The sequence below is a fragment of the Sphingomonas sp. genome, assembly GCF_031426035.1.
In the GTDB taxonomy this organism is placed as follows: Bacteria; Pseudomonadota; Alphaproteobacteria; order Sphingomonadales; family Sphingomonadaceae; genus Sphingomicrobium.
In genome coordinates this window covers 1-21,234 of the sequence record NZ_JANPKO010000044.1, presented here as the reverse complement: position 1 = coordinate 21,234, position 21,234 = coordinate 1, and the positions used below count along the sequence as shown (strand labels likewise).

Genomic DNA, 21,234 nt, shown 5'->3' with positions numbered 1-21,234 from the left:
ATCAGCCTCAAGCGGCCTGGCGCAGCTCGAGCTCGAGGCGGTCCCAGATCTCGACCAGCGCGGTGGTCAGCTCGTCCATCATCTCGGCGGTGTGGCACGGGCCGGGCGTGAAGCGCAGCCGCTCGGTGCCGCGCGGCACCGGGGGGTAGTTGATCGGCTGGACCTACAGCCCGTACTCGGCGAGCAGGATGTCGCTGATGCGCTTGGCCTTGACCGGGCAGCCGACCGCAAGCGGAACGATATGCGTCACGCTGTCCATCAGCGGCAGCCCGGCGGCGGTGAATTTCTGCTTGAGCGCCGCGGCGGCCGCCTGCTGCGCGGTGCGCTCGTCGGCCGACTGCTTCAGGTGCCGCACGCTGGCCAGCGCTCCGGCGACCAGCACCGGCGACAGCGAGGTGGTGAAGATGAACCCCGGCGCATAGCTCCTGATGCAGTCGATGATGTTCTTGTCGGCCGCGACATAGCCGCCCATCACCCCGAACGCTTTTCCCAGCGTCCCCTCGATCAGCGTGACCCGGTCGGCGACCCCGTCGCGCTCCGAGATGCCGCCGCCGCGCGTGCCGTACATCCCCACCGCGTGGACCTCGTCGAGGTAGGTCAACGCGCCATATTGATCGGCGAGGTCGCAGATTTGGGCGATCGGCGCGATGTCGCCGTCCATCGAGTAGACGCTTTCGAACGCGATCAATTTGGGCGTCTCGGGCTCCTCTGCGGCGAGCAATTCCTCGAGGTGGGCGAGGTCGTTGTGGCGGAATACCCGCTTGCCGCAGCCCGAATTCTTGATCCCGGCGATCATCGACGCGTGGTTGAGTTCGTCGGAAAAGATCACGCAGCCGGGGAGCAATTTGCCGAGCGTCGACAGCGCCGCCTCGTTCGACACATAGCCCGACGTGAACAGCAAGGCGCCTTGCTTGCCGTGAAGGTCGGCGAGCTCGGCCTCGAGGTCGACATGGTAATGGGTGTTGCCGCCGATGTTGCGGGTGCCGCCCGATCCCGCGCCGACGTCGTGCAACGCGGCTTCCATCGCCGCCACCACCGCCGGGTGCTGGCCCATCCCCAAATAGTCGTTGGAGCACCACACGGTGATCGGCTTGGGACCGTTGTGCCCGGCGAAGCAGCGCGCATTGGGGTAGCTGCCCTTGGTCCGCAAAATGTCGATGAAGACGCGGTAGCGGCCCTCGCTGTGGAGGCGGTCGATCGCCGCTTTGAAGATGCCGTCGTAATCCAACTCGTGTCCCGCCGTCCCTCGCTTGCGCCGCCCTTTAGCGCCGCCCCGCGCCCATTTCTACCCTAGTCGGGAAGCACCTGCACCTCGTCGAGCCCGAACCCCGCCAGCGCCTTGGCCAGCGCGGCATTGGGCGGCGCCCCGGTAAACACCGCGATCCCTGGCGGCGCGACATCGGGCCACGGCTGCCCGCGGGTCAGAAACGCAATCCGCCGCGCGATTCCCGCCCCGCCGTCGATCCACGTTCGGCCGGGAAACGCCGCGTCGAGCTCGCGGCCAAGCAGCGGGAAATGCGTGCAAGCCAGCACCACCACATCGAGCGCATCGCCGCCCGCCTGCTCGAACAGCGGGAGTGCGGCGGCGCGCACCGCGTCGACCGCCACCGTCTGTCCCGCCAGCTTGGCCTCCGCCAGTTCCACAAGCGCCGGTGCGCCATGCCGCAACACCGTGCAATCGCTGGCAAATCTCGCAGAAAGATCGTCGACATATGGTTGGCGCACGGTCGCTTCGGTCCCCAGCACCCCAATCACCCGGCTGGTGGATTGCTCCGCGGCAGGCTTGATCGCCGGCACCGTCCCGACGATCGGCAGATCGAGCGCGGCGCGCGCATGGTCGAGCGCGATGGTCGAGGCGGTGTTGCACGCGATCACCGCCAGCCGCGGCCGGAACCGCGCGACCAGCCGCCCGAGCAATTCCGGCACCCGCTCGGCGATCTCCGCCTCGCTCCGCCGCCCATAGGGAAACCACGCGCTGTCCGCGGCATAAACGATCCCCGCAGTCGGCAGCAGCGCACGCGCCGGCCCCAGCACGCTCAACCCGCCCACCCCGGAATCGAAGAACAGGAGGGGCGCCGCGGGGTTCATGAGTTTCCTGTGCCGCCCTGAGAGGAGTTCCACAACCGCACCGTTCGTCCTGAGCTTGTCGAAGGACTGTATTTCTTCCAGAACCGACACGGAGGGCAGGGCTTCGACAAGCTCAGCCCGAACGGCTCGGGTGGCTCGAGGGGATTCGGAAGCTTGTGACCGCCGATCAGATCATCGCTTTGTTGATCGGCTATGCGCTCGGTTCGATCCCGTTCGGGCTGCTGCTCACCCGCTTCGCCGGCAAGGGCGATTTGCGCGAGGTGGGCTCGGGCAATATCGGCGCGACCAACGTCCTGCGCACCGGCAGCAAGGGCCTCGCCGCGCTGACCCTCCTGCTCGACGCAGCGAAGGGCGCCGCCGCCGTATGGATCGCCCTATCCTATTTCCCCGACGGCGTCCGCTTTGCCGCCGCCGGCGCGCTGGTCGGCCACCTCTACCCCGTGTGGCTCAAGTTCCGCGGCGGCAAGGGCGTTGCCACCTTGCTCGGCATCCTCATTCCGCTGCTCCCCGTCGCCGCCGCGGTCTACGCCGCCATATGGCTACTCCTCCTGCTGACGATCCGAATCTCGTCGGTGGCGGGGATGGCGGCGGCGATCAGTGCACCGCTCACCGCCGCCGTCCTCGGCGACCGCTTCCTGTTCCCGATGCTGCTCGGTTTTGCGCTTCTCGTGCTGTGGAAGCACCGCGAGAACCTCGTTCGCCTCAAGGCGCGCACCGAGCCCCGCATCGGGGCCAAGGAGTGACCGCCGACCTCGTCGACCGCCTGCGGCTGGTCCGCACCCCCGGCATCGGGCCGGTCACCTACCGCCAGCTGGTCGCGCGCTTCGGCGGCGCGAGCGACGCGCTCGCCGCGGTGCCCGACCTCGCCGCGCGCGGCGGCGGGCGCTCTCCGCAGCTGTTCACCCGCGCCGCCGCCGAGGCCGAGATCGCCGCGGTCGAGGCGCTCGGCGCGCGCTATGTCGCGCTGGGGCAGGGGCTTTACCCGCGCCTGCTCGCCGAGCTCGACGACGCCCCGCCGTTGCTCATCGCCAAAGGCCGGCTCGACCTGCTCGACCGCCTCGCCATCGCCATCGTCGGCGCGCGCAACGCGTCGGCCGCCGCGTGCCGCTTCGCCCGCGGCCTCGCCCACGAGCTGGGCCGCGACGGCGCGGTGATCGTCTCGGGCCTGGCGCGCGGGATCGACTCCGCGGCGCACGACGGCGCGCTCGACGACGGCACCATCGGCGTGGTCGCCGGCGGCATCGACATCTTCTATCCCCCCGAGAACGAAGCGCGGCAGTCGGCGATGTTCGAGCGCGGGCTGGTGCTCGCCGAAATGCCCCCCGGGACCGAGCCGCGCGCGCGCCACTTCCCCTACCGCAACCGGATCATCGCCGGGCTGAGCGTCGGCACGGTGGTGGTCGAGGCGGCGCCGCGCTCGGGCTCGCTGATCACCGCGCGGCTCGCCGCCGAGATGGGGCGCGAGGTGCTCGCGGTGCCCGGCTCGCCGCTCGATCCTCGCGCGCAGGGCTGCAACCAGCTGATCCGCGACGGCGCGACGCTGGTCCAGACCGCCGCCGACGTGATGGAGGCGGTGCGCCCGCTCCAGACCCGCGTCGCCTCGCCGGCGCCCGCATTCGAACACGCGCCGCCGCCCCCCGCCGAGCCCGACCCCGACGCCAGCCGCACGGTCGAGGATCTGCTCGGCCCGTCGGCGGTCGCGGTCGACTAAATCATCCGCCAGTCGGGCTTCGCTAGCGGCGCCGTCCAGATGGCGCTGCTCGAACTCGACCTCGCCGGCCGCCTCGAGCGCCACGCCGGCGGCAAGGTCAGCCTGCGCTGAGCCAGCTCTCGCGGTCGAGCCGCAGGTACACGCTGTCGCAAACCCCGATGTGGGTGGTCCACGTCCCCGTGGCGCGCCCGGTCTCGACGAACCCGTGGCGGGCCAGCAATTGCAACGCGCCGGCGTTGCGCGGATCGGTGTCGGCGACGAGGAAATCGACCCCGCGCTCCCGGAACATGTAGTCGAGGAAGGCCCTCAGCGCTTCCGACGCGATCCCGCGCCCCCATTGGTCCGATCGCAGGATGAAGCCAAACTCGGGCAGCCGCCACGCGCCCATCTTGCCAATCGCCTCGCCGTCGAGCGTGACGACGAAATCGTCGCTGACCTCGCGCGGCGATTCGATCATCGACGCCAGCCACCGCTCGGTCTCGGCCAGCTCGGCATGCGGCCCGTTCGACCAATAGCGCATCGCTTGCTCGTCGGAGAGCACCGCGTGCATCGCCGCAAGGTCCTCGGCGCGCGCCCGGCGCAGCACCAGCCGCTGTGTGCGAAGCTCGGTCACGAATGCGCGTCCCTATTGCCAACAGTTGCGCATCTCGAGCTCGAGCCGCCCGCTTGCCGCGGTGGCCACGCGGCCCCAAGCCTATCCCGCGCTTGTGAGCTCGCCGTAGAGCAACCGCTGGAGCCGCTCCATATGCTCGACAATGCGTCGTTCAGAGTCCCTCGGAAACGGGTATCCCTGCGGCCCAGCGAAAACAAACGTCTTGTCCCCTTCGGATTTGCTGACCCTGACCCGTTCATATTCCTCGAGCCAAGCGTCGAAATGCTCAACCAGCTTCTCCGCGTCCTCGAACAGCTCCGGAGGCAGGAGATGTCCCTTGGCAAGGAACAGGTCGCGGAGGAAGACATTGCCCTCACGGATGATGTTGGTCTCAAGATGGTCGTTTCGCCGATTCCATCGCCCGAACGCCCGTTTGATCCGGGCCAGCTGCATACGCGCCGGGCCGAAAAGCTCGGCCAATGCTTTCTCCTGGTAGGACCGCAGCGACGATGATCGATTCAGCCGGTCGGTAAAGTCGGACTTCAAACCTTCGGTGATCCGCGTGTTACGGCTCAGGAGCAAGGTGCCGACGATGGCCGTTGCCAGGCCGCTGCCGATCAGCCCGCCGAGCGTGACGTTCCAGAAACTGTTCATCGCTTCCAGCTGCATCTTGACGGTGAGTCTACATCATCTCCACCCTCGTGCGTATGCGTGAGGACAAAAAATGAAGCTTGTTGTCGTTGAATCGCCGGCCAAGGCCAAGACCATCGAAAAGTATCTCGGGCCGGGGCACCGCGTGCTCGCCAGCTACGGCCATGTCCGCGACCTGCCGCCCAAGGACGGCTCGGTCGATCCCGACGACGGCTTCGCCATGCTGTGGACGGTGTCGGCCGACCGCGCCAAGCAATTGAAGGCGATCACCGACGAAGCCAAAAGCGCCGACACCTTGATCCTCGCCACCGACCCCGACCGCGAGGGCGAGGCGATTTCGTGGCATGTCCAGGAGGTGCTGCGCGCCAAGAAAGCGCTCCCCGCAAACGTCGAGCGGGTAACCTTCAACGCCATCACCAAGTCGGCGGTGCTCGAGGCGATGGGCCGCCCGCGCGCCCTCGACGAGGATCTGATCGACGCCTACCGCGCCCGCCGCGCGCTCGATTATCTGGTCGGCTTCACGCTGTCGCCGATCCTGTGGCGCAAGCTGCCCGGCGCCAAGTCGGCGGGCCGCGTGCAATCGGTCGCGCTCAGGCTGATCGTCGACCGCGAACGCGAGATCGAGCTGTTCCGCGCCCAGGAATATTGGCAGGTCGGCGCCACCTTCGAAGCCGACGGCCAGAGTTTTTCGGCACGGCTGGTCCAGCTCGACGGGACCAAACTCGACCGCCTGTCGATCGGCGACAAGGGCTCGGCCGACGCCGCCAAAGCGGTGGTCGAGGCAGGGCGCTTCACCGTCCAGTCGGTCGAGACCAAGCCGTTCGGCCGCAACCCGCCGCCGCCGTTCACCACCTCGACCCTGCAGCAGGAAGCCGCGCGCAAATTAGGCTTCTCCGCCAGCCACACCATGCGCGTCGCCCAGTCGCTCTACGAGGACGGGCTGATCACCTACATGCGGACCGACGGCGTCGACATGGCGGAGGAGGCGATCAGCGCCGCCCGCCGCGCCATCGCCGCGCGCTACGACGCCGGCTATGTCCCCGACAAACCACGCAAATATGTCAGCAAGATCAAGAACGCGCAGGAAGCCCACGAAGCGATCCGCCCGACCGATTTTGCCGCGAGCCGCGGCGGCTCGGGCGATCACGCCCGGCTCTACGAACTGGTCTACAACCGCGCGTTGGCGAGCCAGATGGCCTCGGCGCGCCTCGAACGCACCACCGTCGAGCTAAGCGACGGCGCCGGCCGCGCCGTGCTCCGCGCCTCGGGCCAGGTCGTCCTGTTCCCCGGCTTCCTCGCGCTCTACGAGGAAGGCCGCGACGAGAAAGCCGACGACGAGGATGCGGCGCGGATGCCCGCGCTGCGCCAGGGCGATTCCCCCGCCAAGACTGGCGTGACATCGACCCAGCATTTCACCCAGCCGCCGCCGCGCTATTCGGAAGCGAGCCTGGTCAAGCGCCTCGAGGAGCTCGGCATTGGCCGCCCGTCGACCTACGCCGCGACGCTCCAGACGCTCAAGGACCGCGAATATGTCCGCGTCGACAAGGCGCGCTTCCTGCCCGAGGAAAGCGGGCGCCTGGTCACCGCCTTCCTCGAGCGCTTTTTCGAGCGCTACGTCAGCTTCGATTACACCGCCGAATTGGAGGAAGGCCTCGACGACGTGTCGGGCGGCCGCACCGGCTGGCAGGATCTGCTCGCCGCCTTCTGGCGCGACTTCAAGCCCAAGGCGGGCGAGGTGATGGACTTCAAGCCGTCCGAGGTCACCGCCGCGCTCGACGAGTTTCTCGCCCCGTGGCTGTACCCGCCGCGCGATGATGGCAGCGACCCGCGCGTGTGCCCCGCGTGCGGCACCGGGCGCCTATCCTTGCGCGGCGGCAAGTTCGGCGCGTTCGTCGCCTGCTCCAACTATCCCGAGTGCCGCTTCACCCAGAAGTTCGGCCAGGCCGGCGGCGAGGGCGCGGTCAGCGACGGCCCGAGCGAGCTCGGCAACGGCATCACCCTCAAGACCGGGCGCTTCGGCCCCTATGTCGAGCGCGGCGAGGGCGACGAGGTCAAGCGCGCCTCGCTGCCCAAGGACGTCCCGCAGGACGGCCTGACGCTCGAGATGGCCGAGAAATTGCTCTCGCTGCCCCGCACCATCGGCGCCCACCCCGAGACGGGCGAGCCGATCACCGCCTCGATCGGCCGCTACGGCCCGTATCTGCTCCACGCCGGCAAATATGCGCGCCTGGCCTCGACCGCCGAGGTGTTCGAAACCGGCATGAACGCGGCGGTGTCGAAGTTAGCCGACGCCGCCTCGGGCGCCGACCGCAAGCGCGGCGGCGCACGCGAGCCGCTCGCCAACCTCGGTCCGCACCCCGAATCGGGGAAAGAGATCAAGGTGCTCGAAGGCCGCTACGGCCCCTACGTCAGCGACGGCACTACTCACGCCACGCTCCCCAAGAGCGCCGACCCCAAGGCGGTCACGCTCGGCGAGGCGGTCGAATTGATCGCCGCCAAGGAAGCCAAGGGTCCCGCGCCCAAGAAAAAGGGCGCCCGCAAGGCCCCGGCGCGCAGGAAGACATAGCCGCCGGCATTTAAGAAAAGGCCCCGCGAGGAAAGGGTAATCTCGCGGGGCCGATCGCCGAACAGCCGCAGACGCTATTCGGCGATGTAACGCCAGGGCGATTGGGGGTCCGCCCGGCGCCACACTGTGAAAAACGGAAATTGCTGGGCGGGCTTGCCGTCCTTGAGCTCGTGGCTGCGGATCCAGCCCCAGGTCACGCCGAGGTCGCCGCTCGACGCCACCAGCGCCCCCTCGTCGGCGCCCCAGTGGAGCGGCGCGCGCGGATCGGCCGCATCGCCGTCGCCGCCCGCCGCGCCGATCGCCGCATTGCCGAAGGTGAAGTCGCTGCCGGCGCCCATGTTCATCGCGTCGGGCGAGCCGAACTCGGTGAACGCCTTTCCGACCCCGATCACCTGCGCACGATCCGAGAACGCCCGCTCGGCGGCAACCAGGCTCGCTTTGTGCGCGGGAATCGCGGCAGGGTCCGCCGGCCGGAGCCGGTCCGGCACACTAGCCGCGCGCAATTCGGTCGCGACCGCCCCAGGCGCGCTTCGCCCGCGCTTGAAAAGCGCCACCCGCCATCCCGCATCGCCCTTGACCCAATAAGCGAGATATTTAGCCCGCTCGTCGGGCTGGCCGGGCCGGCGCACATTGATGAAACCGTAGGTAAATCCGTGCAGCCCGTCGGCCGAAATCCCGACCCGCACCGGCGCCCGCTCGGCGGTCGCGGTGAGGTTTGCGGGATCGTCGCGCAACGCCGCCACGATCGCGTCTTTTCCCCGCGAAAAGCCGAACTTGCGCGACGGCATCACCGCGTCGTCGGCGAGCATCGCGGCGAACCCGTCGATCATCGGCTGCCCGGCCCCCGCCGCAGCGAACGCGCGGTCGGCGGCCAGCAGCTCGTCCGCCGCTGCGGCGGGAGTGGTGACGACCGCGCCGTGGTGCGTCGCGGCCGACATGGTGCAGGCAGGGGCGGTCACGAGCAACGCCGCGCACAGCATCGTCAGTCGCATGCACTTGTCCCCCAGGTTGCGCGGCATAATGCGCCGGGGCGCGCCGCGCAGCCATGACGGTTGGCCGCCTCTGGGCCGCCGATTGCCGAGGATTCGAAGCTTTTTGCGGGGTTACGCCTGCGGAACCGAAGGCGGCTCGTGGCCCCTGAAAATCGGCCGTCCCTCGAACTCGGCGTCGAGGATGATCGAGGTCCGCGTTTCGCCATGCCGGTACAGCTCGGCGAGCATCGCTTTCAAGACCTCGTTGCTCGCCACCCGCACGATCAGCACCAGCAGCGCCTCGCCCGTCACGCGGTAGCAGTCGCGCACCTCGCCGCGCTCGGACACCAGCCGCACCGCCTCGGCCTCGCTGATCAATTTGGGCCGGAACTCGATGATCGCGGCGACCGGCAGCCCGACCTTGGCGGCGTCGATCTTGACGGTGAAGCCGGTGATCACCCCGATGTCCTTGAGCCGTGCCATGCGCTCGGCGACGGTCGGCGCCGACAGGCTGGTCAGCCGCGCGATGTCCGAGCTGGAGCGCCGCCCGTCGGCCTCGAGCAATGCCAAAATCTCGCGATCCTTGGCATCGAGATCATGAACCCGCCGCATTGCCCCCTCCGCATGTCCCGCACCCCGGGTCCTTGGGAATCCGGATCGGGCGCACGCTGAAGGCCAGTGCGTCGATCACGAACAGCTTTCCCTGAGACTCCTCGCCGGCCCCCACGATGGCGCGGATCCCGAGCAGCGCGGCGAGATTGCCGACCGCGCCGGTCAGGGCTCCGAGCACCCCCAATTCGGCGCATGTATCACAATCTTCGGCGTCGAACGCATCCCCGACGAAGCAGCGGTAGCACGGTTGGTCGGGGAGCCACCCGCGGAGCAACGCGATCTGCCCCTGGAACTGCGCCGCGGCGGCCGACACCAGGGGAATTTGCAGCCTGACCGCCGCCTCGTTGACCGTCAGCCGGGTCGCGAAATTGTCGCACCCGTCGACGATCACATCGTGGCCGCCAAGCAGCGCTTGGGCATTGTCCGCACCGATCCGCTCGGCCGCCGCGACCGCCTCGATTTCCGGGTTGAGCGCCGCCGCGTACGCCGCCGCCGCGGCGGCTTTCCCCGCGCCAAGCTGGTCGTCGCGAAAAATCGTCTGGCGCTGGAGGTTGGACAGTTCGACCGCATCGTCGTCGATGATCGTCAGCCTGCCCACGCCCGCGCCGGCCAGCGCCGGGATCACCGCGCTGCCGATCCCGCCGGCGCCGACCACCGCCACCCGCGCCGCTTTCAGCTTGCGCTGCCCGACCCCGCCGACCTGCGGCAGCACGATGTGCCGCGCATAGCGCTCAAGCTCGGCGTCGGTGAGGTCCATTGGTTAGCGGCCGGTCGAGCCGAAGCCCCCGGCGCCGCGCGCGGTCTCCTCGAGCGCCGCGACTTCCGAAAAGGCCGCGCGCAGCACCGCCGCCGGGACCAGCTGGGCGATCCGCTCGCCGCGCTTCACCGCGAACGGCTCGGAGCCGAGGTTGACCAGGATCACCTTGACCTCGCCGCGATAGTCGCTGTCGATCGTGCCCGGCGTGTTGAGGCAGGTGATGCCATGCTTGATCGCCAGCCCCGAGCGCGGCCGCACCTGGACTTCATGGCCGGGCGGGATCTCGATCGCGAAGCCGGTCGCGACGGCGTGGCGCGCGCCGGGCGCCAGCACCAGCTCCTCGGCCGCGACGACATCGAGGCCCGCGGCCCCCGCGCTGGCATAACTCGGCACCGGCAGCCCGTCGCCGTGCGGCAGGCGCGTCAGCTTGATTTCGATCATTCCGTCCGCATGGCCGCCGATGCGCCGGCGCGCAAGGGTGCCGATTAGCCGACGAAGCCGAACCCGAACGAGCCGCGGTACCACCCTTCGAGGTTCTGCCCGGTCGGCTTGTAATCGCCCGCCGCGATCATCGCCAGCAGCGCGCCGCCGATCACTCCCTCGGCCTCGGGGCAGTCAAGCCGCGGCAGGACCACCTTGGTCAGCGTCCCGTTGGGCTCGAAATGCGCCGCGAACGACAGGTTCAGGTCGAGCTGGCGACCGGCTCGGCGGCCGAGCTTGCATTGGCGCTCGCTGGTGATCTCGAACAGTCGCTGCATCACCTTGGTGCTGAGATGGTCGGGCCCGCGGAACTCGAGCGGCGGCAACTGGCCCCAATTGCCGTTGGCGACTTCGACGGTGGCGGACGCGGCGGGGACGGGGGCTGCGAGCAAGGCCAATGCGAGCAAGCGTTTCATCGTGAGTCTCCCTCGATGATGATGCGCGATGGTATGCCCAACCCGCGCCGCTGTCGATACGCCGCTAGCGCGCTGCCAACGCCGCCGCGACGCGCGCGATCAGCGCCCGCGCGACTTCGTCCTTGGCCGCCTCGGGCCAGTCTTCGACCCCGTCGGCGGTGACCAGATGAACGCGGTTGCGCGTGCCCCCCATGACCTCGCCCGACACGTCGTTGGCAACGATCCAGTCGGCGTTTTTGGCGGCCCGCTTGGCCACCGCATTAGCGACCACGTCGGCAGTCTCGGCGGCGAACCCGATCAGTAATTTCGGCCGCTGCGCATCGCGCCCGAGTTCGGCCAATATGTCGCGCGTGGCGACGAACTCGAGGACCGGCGGCCCGTCGCCCTTCTTGAGTTTTGTCGGCGACACCGCGACCCGCCAATCGGCGACCGCCGCAACCAGGATCGCCGCATCGCACGGCAGCGCGGCGAACACCGCCTCGGCCATCTCCTCGGCAGTCTCGACATCGACGCGCTCGACGCCCGCCGGCGTGTCCAGCGCGACCGGCCCGGCGACCAATGTCACCCGCGCCCCGGCCTGCGCAGCGGCGGCCGCAATCGCAAACCCCTGCCGCCCCGAAGACCGATTGGCGATCACCCGCACTGGGTCGATCGGCTCATGCGTCGGCCCCGCGGTGACCAGGATGTGCTTCCCGGCGAGCGTCACTTCGCGGTCAAGAAAGCGCCGAGCCGCTCGAGGATATCCGCCGGCTCCGGCAACCGCCCCGGCCCGAACTCGCCGCACGCCATCTCGCCCTCGTCGGGCGCGATCACGGTCACCCCGTCGGCCTGCAACTGCGCGACGTTGCGCTGGGTCGCGGCATGCAACCACATCCGCACGTTCATCGCCGGCGCCACCACCACCGGCTTGTCGGTCGCCAGCAGCAAAGTCGTCGCCAAATCGTCGGCGATCCCCGCCGCCATCTTGGCCAGCAGGTCGGCGGTCGCCGGGCACACCAGCACCACGTCCGCCGCGCGCGACAATTCGATATGCCCCATTTCGACCTCGTCCTTGAGGTCCCACAGGCTGGTGTAGACCGGCGACTGCGCCAGCGCGCCGAGCGCCATCGGCGTCACGAAATGCTCGCCGCCCTTGGTCAGCACCGGGGTCACCGCGTGGCCCGCCTTCTTGAGCAGCCGCACCAGCTCGAGCGCCTTATAAGCGGCGATCCCCCCGCCGACGATGAGCAGAACGCGTGTCATGGCCAGCAGCAATGCCGCCAACCCGCCGATGAGTCGAGTGTGGGCCTACTTTGTGGGGACGCGCCGCGCCGGGCGACGGGCACGCCATAACCCATGCCGGGCGCCTCCGCGCGGCGAATTTGCGGCCGTCCGCCGCTGGGTGTATCGTCGCCCGGCCGGATTGCGTTGGCGGGGGCTGGCCGATGCGTCATTTTGTGATCGTCTGCATCGCTGTGCTGCTCGCGGCATGCTCGCTCAATCGCGTGTCCGGCGCCGCCGCCGAGGGGCCCGCCGCATCGCAGACCTGTCCGGACGGCGCGGTGATCGGGCCGGACGAGGCGTGCCCGCCGCCACCGCCGCCACCGCCACCACCGCCGCCACCGCCTCCACCGATGGCCAACGGCCATTCGAGCCACCCGATGGGTGACCGCGACGATGCGGGATCACCCGGCCCCGCCCGGGACGCCCGTCCCGCACCGTCCCCACGACCGTCAATGGGGAGCTCCGGTGAGCACCGCCCGCTTCGGCACACCTCGGCGCGGCCATCGTTTTCGGGCACACGTGCCGGGGCCGCTGCCCCCGGCGACGATATCGAGGAAGGCAAGGGCGCCTTCAAAAAGCCGCCACCGATGGTCGTTGGCGCCGCTGCGCGCCTGATCTTCGCGGTCGCACCCGACGAGGCGCGGGTTCGTTCGCATTTCGGCAATCGGGAGATCGGCGAGACCACCGACATCTTCATTTCGCCGGTCATGCAGGTCGATTTGGTGCCGGACGCGAATTTCGAGTTCACGTCGCGCAGCACGGCCCGCATTCCGCTCGGGCCGGATCGCCGCGCCACGTGGCATTGGGACGTCATTCCCAAGAAGCGCGGCAAATTTATCCTCACCGCCAAGGTCCAGGTGTTCCGCGACGGCGAGCCGGTCGACGAATATGATGCTTACGTAGACGTCAAGGTTCGCGTTGGACGGAACGAAACAGTCAAGGCGGAAATCGGTTTCTGGAAGATGGTCGGCGAGGAGTTCACCGGGCTGTTCGACACGTGGCAGAAGACGCTCCTCGCGCTCGCCGCGCTGATCGGCGCCGGCTTTGCCGTGATCAAGGTGATCAAGAGCCGCGGCGCCGCAGCGACCGGGCGGCCGCCCCGGGCGCGCCGCCGCAGCGGTTAGCGCGGCCCGGCCTGGGCCGGCCGACCGCTCTTGATTTCCCGCGCCGCGAACCGACTTGACTGGGCATGAGCGAGATCACGGATTTTCACGCCCACCTCTATTACGATCCGGCCGAGGTCGACCGCGCCAAGGCGGTCGCCGCCGAGGCCCAGGCGCGCTTCGGCGTCGCGGTCGGCCACTTCCACCTGGCGCCGATCGGCCCGCACCCGCGCGGCAGCTGCCAGCTGACCGTGGCGCCCGAAAAATTCGGCGATTTCGCGCAATGGGCGGTGCTCGCCCGCGACGGCCTGACGATCTTCGCCCACGCCACCACTGGAGACGACCGCGCCGACCACCACGACCATGTCATCTGGTTTGGCCCGAGCGAACCGCTCAACCTCGCGATGTTCGGTTAGGCGAACTTTCTGGCCATCATCTCCTCGCCGAGCATATATGATATTGCCGATTAGGAGCGATGATGAGGCGAATTCGATCAGGCATTTTCCTCGCATTCGCTGCATTCGCCTTAGGCTCGTGCCAGCCACCTGACCGAGACATCCGCGTGGTTTGGCTGGGAAATGAGCTGGTGATCGATTTCCCCTGGAGCTTGTGGCGGCTGATTGGTCGGCAGGACCGCACATACTGTATCGATCACGTTTATCTGTTCGACGCCGAAGAGCTCCACTGGGCGCTCGACTTGGCAGCCGACGTGCAATGCGTGGACGTCCAGATGCCCTTGCGTATCGGCAAAGGCCGTGACGGCTTTCGGTCCACCGGCAAGCCCCAGCTGATCCCGGGCGTCACCTATGGTGTGGAGATCAGTGGAATCGGCAACGGGAGAGTCGACTTTGAACTGCGTCGGCCCGGGCAATCGCCGTTCAACGAAAGCTATCCGGACGCTGTCTTGGGATCGCCGTGCCCGAGCCGCACGAGCGACGACTGTCCTTTCAGGCGATTGCCAGCGCTGCAATGAATCCGGCCGTTGCGGCACTTGCAACCGCCAACACAAAACTCCACCGCAGACGTCGCTCGACTACCGCAATCTCGGGCAGCGGCGGGGCGGGCGGGGCGGCGCCGACCACCACGACCACGTCATCTGGTTCGGCCCGAGCGAGCCGCTCAACCTCGCGATGTTCGGCTGAGCTAGCGCGCCGCCTCGGCCTCCGCCAATTCGTCCTCGATGATCGCCGGCGGGACGACTCCCGAAGCGAGGATCGCGGCGAAGGTGTCGCGGAACACCAACCGCCTTTGCTGCTGCTCGGCGCGGTGCGCGGCCTGGGCGAGCAACCGGTCGAGCTGGAGCTTGCCGATGATGTAGCTCGGTCCGTAACCGGGCTGGCGCAGGTACAGCAATTGCTCGAAGCCGACCAGGCGGCTGCTGGCGTCGGACCAGCCGCGCGGGGTCCAGGCGGCGTGGAACTTGCCGGCCTCGTCGAGCCCGATCTCGTTGGCCTGGACGCGCAGCGAGGCGAGCCCGCGCGCAGCGCGGTTGGCGAGCATCACCCACACCAGCTCGCGGCCGCGCGGGACATCGTCGTAGAGCCCCGCGTGCATGACGATTTCCTCGAACGCCGTGGCCCAGCCTTCGGAGCGGTCCTCGAACATGTTGAACAGCGGCGTCGCCTGGCGGATCGGGCTCGGGTGGGGCTCATGGACCAGCTGCGCCAGCTCGATCCAATGGGTCTGGTGGGTGAGCAGGGGCAGCGGCTCGAGCGAGGTGATGTGGGTAAAGAAGTTGCGCTCGGCGGGCGCGGTGTATCCGACCAGCTGCCCGGCCAGAGCGGAGCGGTAATAAGGCTTGTCGGCGATGAAGCCTGTATCGACCAGCATGCGGTACAATTTATCGACCCGCGCCTCGCCGAACCGGCCGTACGCCGCGGGGTCGCTGATCTCGGCGGTCGCCGGCAAGGCGCGGTTGCGCACTTCCTCCAGCCGCAGCGAGGCGAGCGAACGGTCGAGCTCGCGCTGGAGCAGCGCCTGCTGCTGGTCGAAATCATACGGGCTGAGCAGGACATGCTTGAGGTACCAGTTATAATTGTCCTTGCCGACGCCCGACGGGCCCTGGCGGCGCGGCGCTTCCGCCTTGATCCAGCGCGCGAATTCCTCGCTTGCCAGCCGCGCCTGGCGGATCGCGGCGCGCAAGCCGGGACTGGCGCCATCGAGGTTGGCGCGGCGCTTGCCCGACAGGTCGTTCATCATCAGCGTGCCGGCCTCGAACTTTGCCAGCACTTCGGCCTGCTCGACGAACGCGGCATCGCCATACGCCCACAAATCATGCGCCGTGCTCGGGGCGAGATTGACGCGGGCATCGGCGAATAAAGCCGGCACCGCGCCCAGCAGCGCGGTCAGCCTGGCATCGTCCGCCCGCGACAGCGGAAATGAGAATTTGTACAGGTCGATGTTGGGCTCGGCGAACGTCCCCTCATGCGCCGGGACATCGCTCATGTCGGCGAACACGGTCTGGTAGAAGCCTGGGTCGCGTGACCAAGGCGTGAGCACGCGCAGGAAGAAATCGAGCCCGTTGATCTCGGCCTCGACCAGGCGCTGGTCGCCGCGTTGCGACGCGCTCCAGCCGGCCGTGTCGATCGCTGACAAGCGCGCGCGGAACTCGGGCAGGCGCGCGGCCTTGGCAGCCATCGCCCGAGCCGAATAATCGGGCTTGCCGCGGACGATCTCGGGATGGTTGAACGCCCGCCACTCGCTGAACAATTGAACCAGCTGGGCATGGCCGGTCGCCGCCGGAGCGGCTGCGGCGGCGGGTGCGGTGGTCATCGCGATCGGCGCCAGCAACGCCAGTCCAACGAGCAAACGAAGCATTTCAGCACCTCCCCCATCAGTTCAAACCGCGTTGATCAGCGCTGCACCCAGCGCCGCCCCGACCGCGCCCGCAAGGGCATAGCCCCACCACTGCCGCCGCTCGACCAGCGCAATCTCGGGCAGCGGCGGGGCGGGCGGGGCGGCGCCGCGCGGCGGGTAATATTGGTCGAGGCGCTCGATCAGCTCGGGGATCTTCTTGAGCGCCCGCACCGTGTCGACGATGCGGTCGGCGTAATAGGCTTCGGGGCCAAGCTCGCCGCGCAGCCACTCCTTGAGGAACGGCTCGGCGGTCTCCCACATGTTGATGTCGGGGTCGAGCGCGGTCGCCACCCCTTCCTCCATCACCATCGTTTTCTGCAGCAGCAGCAAATGTGGCTGGGTCGGCATGTCGAAATCGCGGGTGATCGAGAACAGGCTCTCGAGCATCCGCCCGATCGAGATGTCCTTGACCGGCAGGCCGCGGATCGGCTCGCCGACCGCGCGCAACGCCGTCGCGAACTCGTGCACATTATGGTGCGGCGGCACATATTGCGCCTCGAAGTGGATTTCGGCCACGCGGGCATAGTCGCCGGTGATCAGCCCGTAGAGGATTTCCGCCAGCCACATCCGCGCCCGCCGGTCGATCCGCCCCATGATCCCGAAATCGACCGCGGCGACCCGCCCGTCGCCGAGCGCGAACAGATTGCCCTGGTGCAAATCGGCGTGGAAGAACCCGTCGACCACCGCCTGGCGCAGGAACCCGCGCACCAAAATCGCGGCGAGCGCCTTGGGGTCGTGCCCCGCCGCGATCAGCGCCTCGCGGTCGTTCAACTTGATCCCGTCGAGCCACTCGAGCGTAAGCACCCGCCGCGCGGTCCGCCGCCAGTCGATTTCGGGCACGTGAAAGCCCGGCTCCGCGACCATATTCTCGCGCAATTCCGACGCCGATGCGCCCTCGCGCTGCAAATCCAGTTCGCGCATCGTCCACTGGCGGAAATGCGCGACCACCAGCCGCGGCCTCAATCGCCTCAGCTCGCCGCCGCCGCTGCGCTCGACATGCGCCGCCGCCCATTCATAGGTCTCGAGCGCTTTCGCAAACTCGTCCTCGATCCCCGGCCGCAGCACCTTGACCGCCACCGCGCGGCCGTCGGTGGTGACCGCGCGGTGGACCTGCGCGATCGACGCCGCCCCGACCGGCACCGGGTCGAACTCGGCATATAATGTTTGCAGTGGCGCTTCGAACGCACTTTCGATCGCGGCCTTGATCGCGGCGAACGGGGCAGGGGGGAGGTTGTCCTGCAGCTGCGACAGATTCTCCGCCGCGCGCGCGCCGACCAGGTCGGGCCGCGTCGACAGCGCCTGCCCGAGCTTGATCGCGGCCGGGCCGATCTCCTGCAGCGCCTTGGCGTAATCAGGAGTCGCCGGCACGCGCACGCCGATGCGCAGGACGCGAACCATTCTTCGCACCATGCGCGGCGTCAGCGGATCGGCCTCGATCCCCTGCAGCGCGCCATGCCGCGCCAGCGTCCGCCCCCATTTGAGCAGCCGCCACAGATGCGTCGCCGATGTCGTCACACCCCCTCCCGCTTGCGGGAGGGGAAGAGCCGCATAGCGGCGAAGGGGAGGGCCTGTGAGTCATCGACAGGCCCTCCCCCGGCCCCTCCCGCGGGCGGGAGGGGAGTCATATCTTCCACCCCGAATGGATCGCGACCAGCCCGCCGAGGATCGGCTCGGCATTGGCGCGCGCGAACCCGGCCTCCGCGATCATCGCCGTGAACGCCGCGGGCTTGGGAAAGCGGCGGATCGATTCGACCAGGTAGCGATAACTCGCCTCGTCGTCGGCGACCGCCTTGCCGATGCGCGGGATGACCCGGCTCGCATAGGCCTCGTACAATTCGGCAAAACCGGGCCAGTCGCTGGTCGAGAATTCGAGGCAGTAGAACCGCCCGCCGCGCTTGAGCACGCGGTGCGCTTCCTTGAGCGCGGCGGGGATGTCGGTGACGTTCCGGATCCCGAACGCGATCGTGTAGGCGTCGAACCTGCCGCTTTCGAAGCTTAGCTTTTCGGCATTCTCGACCCGCCACGTGAGCCCGGTCAGCTCGCGCTTTGTGGCGCGTTCCTCGCCCACCCCAAGCATGTCGGCATTGATGTCCGCCACCGTCACCAGCGCCCCGCGCCGGGCCAGCCGGAACGCGACATCCCCGGTCCCCCCCGCCATGTCGAGGATCGCCTCGCCCGGCCGCGGTTTGACCCGCGCCACGAACTTGTCCTTCCACAGCCGGTGCAGCCCGCCCGACATCAAATCGTTCATCACGTCGTAGCGCTGGGCCACCGACGAAAACACCGCGCCGACCCGCCGCGTCTTCTCCGCCGGATCGACCAACTCCTCGCCGAAATTGACCTTGTCGCTCATGTGCCTGCCTCTAGCCGCCTTGGCGCGCGTCCGCCATATCGCCCGCCATGCCCGAGCTCCCCGAAGTCGAAACCACCGTCCGCGGGCTCGAGCGCGTCCTGCTCGGCCGCCGCATCGCGCGGGTCGAGGCGCGCCGCCCCGACCTCCGCCGTGCGCTCCCGCCCGACCTCGGCCAGCGCCTCACCGGCGCCACCGTCACGTCGCTCTCGCGCCGCGCCAAATACGGCCTGATCGCGACCGACCGCGGCGACACGCTGGTGTTCCATTTGGGCATGTCGGGCCGCTGGCGCATCGACCCCGCCGAGATCGGCGCCCACGACCATTTGCTGATCGACACCGCCGACGGTTGCCGCCTCGCGCTCAACGACCCGCGCCGCTTTGGGTCGCTCGACCTCGTCGCCACCGCCGAGATCGCCGCCTGGCCGCTGATCGCCGCGCTCGGCCCCGAGCCGTTCGACCTGACCCCGCGTGATCTCAAGGCCCGCCTCGCCGGGCGTACCGCGGCGATCAAGCTGATGCTGCTCGACCAGGGCATCGTCGCCGGGCTCGGCAACATCTACGTCTGCGAGGCGCTCTACCGCGCCGGCATCAACCCGCGCCGCGCCGCGCGCAAAGTCTCGCTCGAACGCCTCCGGCGCCTCGTCCCCGCGATCCAGGCGGTGCTCGAGGAGGCGATCGCGGCGGGCGGCTCGTCCTTACGCGATTTCGCCGGCCCCGACGGCGAGCTCGGTTATTTCAGCAAGACCTTCGCGGTCTACGGCCGCGAGGGCGAGCCGTGCGCGTGCGGCGGCACCGTCAAGCGCATCGTCCAGGGCGGGCGCTCGACCTTTTACTGCCCGGCTTGCCAGCGCTAGACGGTTGACCGCGCAGGCCTCCGACGCTAGGGGGACGGCCTGTCGGCGCGGGCCACTGGCTCTAGCGCCGCTTTTTCATTGAGCCTGCATAGTTAGAGGACTGTCGATGGCGAACACGCCGCAAGCCAAGAAGCGCATCCGCCGCAACGCCAACCGCGAGGCGATCAACGGCGCCCGCGTCAGCCGCATCCGCACCTTCGTGAAAGCCGTCGAATCGGCGCTCGCCGGGGGCAAGCAGGCCGACGCCGCCGAGGCGCTGCGCAAGGCCCAGCCCGAGATCGCGCGCGGAGTCGCCCGCGGCGTCATCCACAAGAACACCGCGTCGCGCAAAATCTCGCGCCTGTCGAAGCGAGTCGCCGCGCTCGGCTGACGTTATCGGACGGCCAAAAACGGGACTAGGTTCGCTTTGAAAACGGGCCGTCGGGGCATCCCCGGCGGCCCTTTTCATTATCCGCCGCGATGTCGTTTCGGGGCCTTCCGAAAAAATCCAGCTTTTCCCGCGATTCGCGCGTTTGTGAAAAATTGGCGACAGCGAAAAGTGCCGGTTTTTCGCCATTTCCCCAGCTTTCCGTCGGTTTTCCGTGTCAAGTGCGATTATTTCACAAATGTGAAAAATGAGGCCTTGAAAGCGGGCTCCGAGGCTTCCAGAAACACCCGTTCCAACGGCGCGAATCCGCGCCACGGGGTTCGAGAGAAAAGCAGCCACAGGCGCCGCGAATCGCACGCGGTGCAGCGGCACCCTTTTGTCTCGGTGGGGGCGAGTTTGAGGAGGGCGCGGGCCAGTGCAGGGCGGACAGACAGACGTGTGCCAGGCCATCGGCGAGCCGCGCATCGCCGCCCCGCTCGAGGCGGCCTGGGAATCGATTCGCACCGGCCTGCGCCGCGATCTCGGCGCGCGCACCTTCGACGGCTGGTTGAAGCCCGCCGCATTGGGCGAGTTCGACCCCGACAGCGGCGCGCTCGAAATCGTCATGCCGAGCCAGTTCATGGCCGACTGGGTGCGCTCGCACTTCGGCGACCGGCTCGCGCTGGCGTGGAAGACCGCGCTGCCGATCGTGCGCGAGGTGCGCGTCGCCGCGGCCTCCGACGCGCCGCGCCCGTCGCCGTTGCTGATCCTCGAGGAGGTGCCCGCGCCTGCGCCCGTCGCGCGCGATCCCTCGGCGCCCAATTTCGACCCGCGCTATCGCTTCGAGACGTTCATCGTCGGCAAGGCCAATGAAGTCGCCGCGACTGCCGCGCGGACCCTCGCCACCGCCTCGACCGTCAGCTTCAACCCGTTGTTCATCCACGGCGGCACCGGGCGCGGCAAGACCCATCTGCTCCACGCCATCGGCCACGCCTTCCTCGCCCAGCACCCCGGCGCGCGCGTGGTCTCGATGTCGGCCGAAAAGTTCATGGTCGAGTTCATCCGCGCGCTGCGCGAAAACGACACCATCGGGTTCAAGAGCCGGCTGCGCGGCGCCGACCTGCTGTTAATCGACGACGTCCAGTTCATCGCCGGCAAGGATTCCACCCAGGAAGAATTCTTCCACACCATGAACGAGATCATCACCGCCGGGAAACGGCTGGTGATCACCTCGGACCGCGCCCCCCAGGACCTCGACGGGATCGCCCCGCGCATCCTGTCGCGGCTGTCGTGGGGCCTGGTCGCCGACATCAACGCCGCCGATTACGAACTGCGCTTCAACATCGTCGAGGCCAAATTGGCGGTGCTCCCCGGGGTCGCCATGCCGCGCGCGGTGGTCGAGTTCCTCGCCCGCCGGGTGGTGTCGAGCGTGCGCGAGCTGGAAGGCGCGCTCAACCGCATCGCGGCTTATGCGATGATGACCGGCCGCCCGATCGACGTCGCGTTCGTCGAGGAAGTCCTCGCCAACGTTCTGCGCGCCAACCAGCGCCGCATTTCGATCGACGAAATCCAGACCCAGGTCGCCGAGCATTTCAAGATCCGCAAGGCCGAGATG

General features: G+C 68.6%; 19 protein-coding genes and 3 pseudogenes. 9 read left to right on the top strand and 13 right to left on the bottom strand.

Annotated features, from left to right (window positions below):
• Positions 1-7: 7 nt before the first annotated feature.
• Together hemA and murI are read right to left on the bottom strand one after the other, a co-directional pair.
• Positions 8-1,228 (bottom strand): annotated as a pseudogene (gene hemA / locus RMP08_RS02910) (5-aminolevulinate synthase).
• Positions 1,229-1,290: 62 nt separating this feature from the next.
• Complete coding sequence (gene murI / locus RMP08_RS02905; RefSeq protein ID WP_310467479.1) at positions 1,291-2,088, bottom strand: glutamate racemase; 798 nt, start codon at positions 2,086-2,088, stop codon at positions 1,291-1,293.
• A gap of 155 nt (positions 2,089-2,243) precedes the next feature.
• On the opposite strand from murI, the gene plsY reads away from it, so the two are divergent.
• Together plsY and dprA are read left to right on the top strand one after the other, a co-directional pair.
• Positions 2,244-2,831 (top strand): glycerol-3-phosphate 1-O-acyltransferase PlsY, encoded by a 588-nt coding sequence (gene plsY / locus RMP08_RS02900; protein WP_310467478.1) that lies wholly within the window; start codon positions 2,244-2,246, stop codon positions 2,829-2,831.
• Positions 2,828-3,910: pseudogene (gene dprA / locus RMP08_RS02895) on the top strand (DNA-processing protein DprA). Before plsY ends, dprA begins: the two are co-directional and overlap by 4 nt.
• On the opposite strand, the gene RMP08_RS02890 reads toward dprA, so the two are convergent.
• A complete protein-coding gene (locus RMP08_RS02890) occupies positions 3,897-4,412 on the bottom strand; it encodes a GNAT family N-acetyltransferase (RefSeq protein ID WP_310467477.1) in 516 nt (171 codons plus the stop codon). The pseudogene dprA and the gene RMP08_RS02890 sit on opposite strands and share 14 nt — an antisense overlap.
• Positions 4,413-4,493: 81 nt before the next feature.
• Positions 4,494-5,060 (bottom strand): hypothetical protein, encoded by a 567-nt coding sequence (locus RMP08_RS02885; protein ID WP_310467476.1) that lies wholly within the window; start codon positions 5,058-5,060, stop codon positions 4,494-4,496.
• A 55-nt stretch (positions 5,061-5,115) separates the two neighbouring features.
• Between RMP08_RS02885 and topA the strand changes: the two genes are divergently transcribed.
• Positions 5,116-7,608 carry a type I DNA topoisomerase gene (gene topA / locus RMP08_RS02880; RefSeq protein WP_310467475.1) on the top strand — a complete coding sequence of 831 codons (2,493 nt, stop codon included), beginning with the start codon at positions 5,116-5,118 and terminating at the stop codon, positions 7,606-7,608.
• A 74-nt stretch (positions 7,609-7,682) separates the two neighbouring features.
• Here topA and RMP08_RS02875 read toward each other — a convergent pair whose 3' ends face one another.
• From RMP08_RS02875 to coaBC, 6 genes and pseudogenes are all read right to left on the bottom strand, one after another.
• Positions 7,683-8,600 (bottom strand): nuclear transport factor 2 family protein, encoded by a 918-nt coding sequence (locus RMP08_RS02875; RefSeq protein WP_310467474.1) that lies wholly within the window; start codon positions 8,598-8,600, stop codon positions 7,683-7,685.
• Positions 8,601-8,711: 111 nt separating this feature from the next.
• Positions 8,712-9,191: an Lrp/AsnC family transcriptional regulator gene (locus tag RMP08_RS02870; RefSeq protein WP_310467473.1), complete on the bottom strand. Its 480-nt coding sequence runs from the start codon at positions 9,189-9,191 to the stop codon at positions 8,712-8,714.
• Positions 9,175-9,948, bottom strand: a complete 774-nt coding sequence (locus RMP08_RS02865; RefSeq protein WP_310467472.1) for a ThiF family adenylyltransferase — start codon at positions 9,946-9,948, stop codon at positions 9,175-9,177. The genes RMP08_RS02870 and RMP08_RS02865 overlap by 17 nt, the downstream gene beginning before the upstream one ends.
• Before the next feature lie 3 nt (positions 9,949-9,951).
• Positions 9,952-10,389 (bottom strand): dUTP diphosphatase, encoded by a 438-nt coding sequence (gene dut, locus RMP08_RS02860; RefSeq protein ID WP_310467471.1) that lies wholly within the window; start codon positions 10,387-10,389, stop codon positions 9,952-9,954.
• A 44-nt stretch (positions 10,390-10,433) separates the two neighbouring features.
• On the bottom strand, positions 10,434-10,844 hold the full coding sequence (locus RMP08_RS02855; protein WP_310467470.1) for a hypothetical protein: 411 nt from the start codon (positions 10,842-10,844) through the stop codon (positions 10,434-10,436).
• A 64-nt stretch (positions 10,845-10,908) separates the two neighbouring features.
• Positions 10,909-12,086 (bottom strand): annotated as a pseudogene (coaBC, locus tag RMP08_RS02850) (bifunctional phosphopantothenoylcysteine decarboxylase/phosphopantothenate--cysteine ligase CoaBC).
• 371 nt (positions 12,087-12,457) lie between these two features.
• Between coaBC and RMP08_RS02845 the strand changes: the two are divergent.
• From RMP08_RS02845 to RMP08_RS02835, 3 genes are all read left to right on the top strand, one after another.
• Positions 12,458-13,231, top strand: coding sequence for a hypothetical protein (locus tag RMP08_RS02845; protein WP_310467469.1), 774 nt, complete (start codon positions 12,458-12,460; stop codon positions 13,229-13,231).
• A gap of 65 nt (positions 13,232-13,296) precedes the next feature.
• On the top strand, positions 13,297-13,626 hold the full coding sequence (locus tag RMP08_RS02840; RefSeq protein ID WP_310467468.1) for a DOPA 4,5-dioxygenase family protein: 330 nt from the start codon (positions 13,297-13,299) through the stop codon (positions 13,624-13,626).
• 170 nt (positions 13,627-13,796) lie between these two features.
• A complete protein-coding gene (locus RMP08_RS02835; RefSeq protein WP_310467467.1) occupies positions 13,797-14,183 on the top strand; it encodes a hypothetical protein in 387 nt (128 codons plus the stop codon).
• A 170-nt stretch (positions 14,184-14,353) separates the two neighbouring features.
• Here RMP08_RS02835 and RMP08_RS02830 read toward each other — a convergent pair whose 3' ends face one another.
• The 3 genes from RMP08_RS02830 to RMP08_RS02820 form a co-directional block, all read right to left on the bottom strand.
• Entirely contained in the window at positions 14,354-16,027 is a 1,674-nt protein-coding gene (locus RMP08_RS02830) for a DUF885 family protein (protein ID WP_310467466.1), read from the bottom strand.
• A gap of 21 nt (positions 16,028-16,048) precedes the next feature.
• Positions 16,049-17,581 carry a 2-polyprenylphenol 6-hydroxylase gene (gene ubiB, locus RMP08_RS02825; RefSeq protein WP_310467465.1) on the bottom strand — a complete coding sequence of 511 codons (1,533 nt, stop codon included), beginning with the start codon at positions 17,579-17,581 and terminating at the stop codon, positions 16,049-16,051.
• Positions 17,582-17,687: 106 nt separating this feature from the next.
• On the bottom strand, positions 17,688-18,419 hold the full coding sequence (locus RMP08_RS02820; RefSeq protein WP_310467464.1) for a class I SAM-dependent methyltransferase: 732 nt from the start codon (positions 18,417-18,419) through the stop codon (positions 17,688-17,690).
• Between the two features lie 47 nt (positions 18,420-18,466).
• On the opposite strand from RMP08_RS02820, the gene mutM reads away from it, so the two are divergent.
• From mutM to dnaA, 3 genes are all read left to right on the top strand, one after another.
• Positions 18,467-19,273, top strand: coding sequence for a bifunctional DNA-formamidopyrimidine glycosylase/DNA-(apurinic or apyrimidinic site) lyase (mutM, locus tag RMP08_RS02815; RefSeq protein WP_310467462.1), 807 nt, complete (start codon positions 18,467-18,469; stop codon positions 19,271-19,273).
• Between the two features lie 106 nt (positions 19,274-19,379).
• Entirely contained in the window at positions 19,380-19,643 is a 264-nt protein-coding gene (rpsT, locus tag RMP08_RS02810) for a 30S ribosomal protein S20 (RefSeq protein ID WP_310467460.1), read from the top strand.
• A 412-nt stretch (positions 19,644-20,055) separates the two neighbouring features.
• On the top strand, positions 20,056-21,234 hold a 1,179-nt coding region (gene dnaA, locus RMP08_RS02805), incomplete at its 3' end, for a chromosomal replication initiator protein DnaA (RefSeq protein ID WP_310467458.1).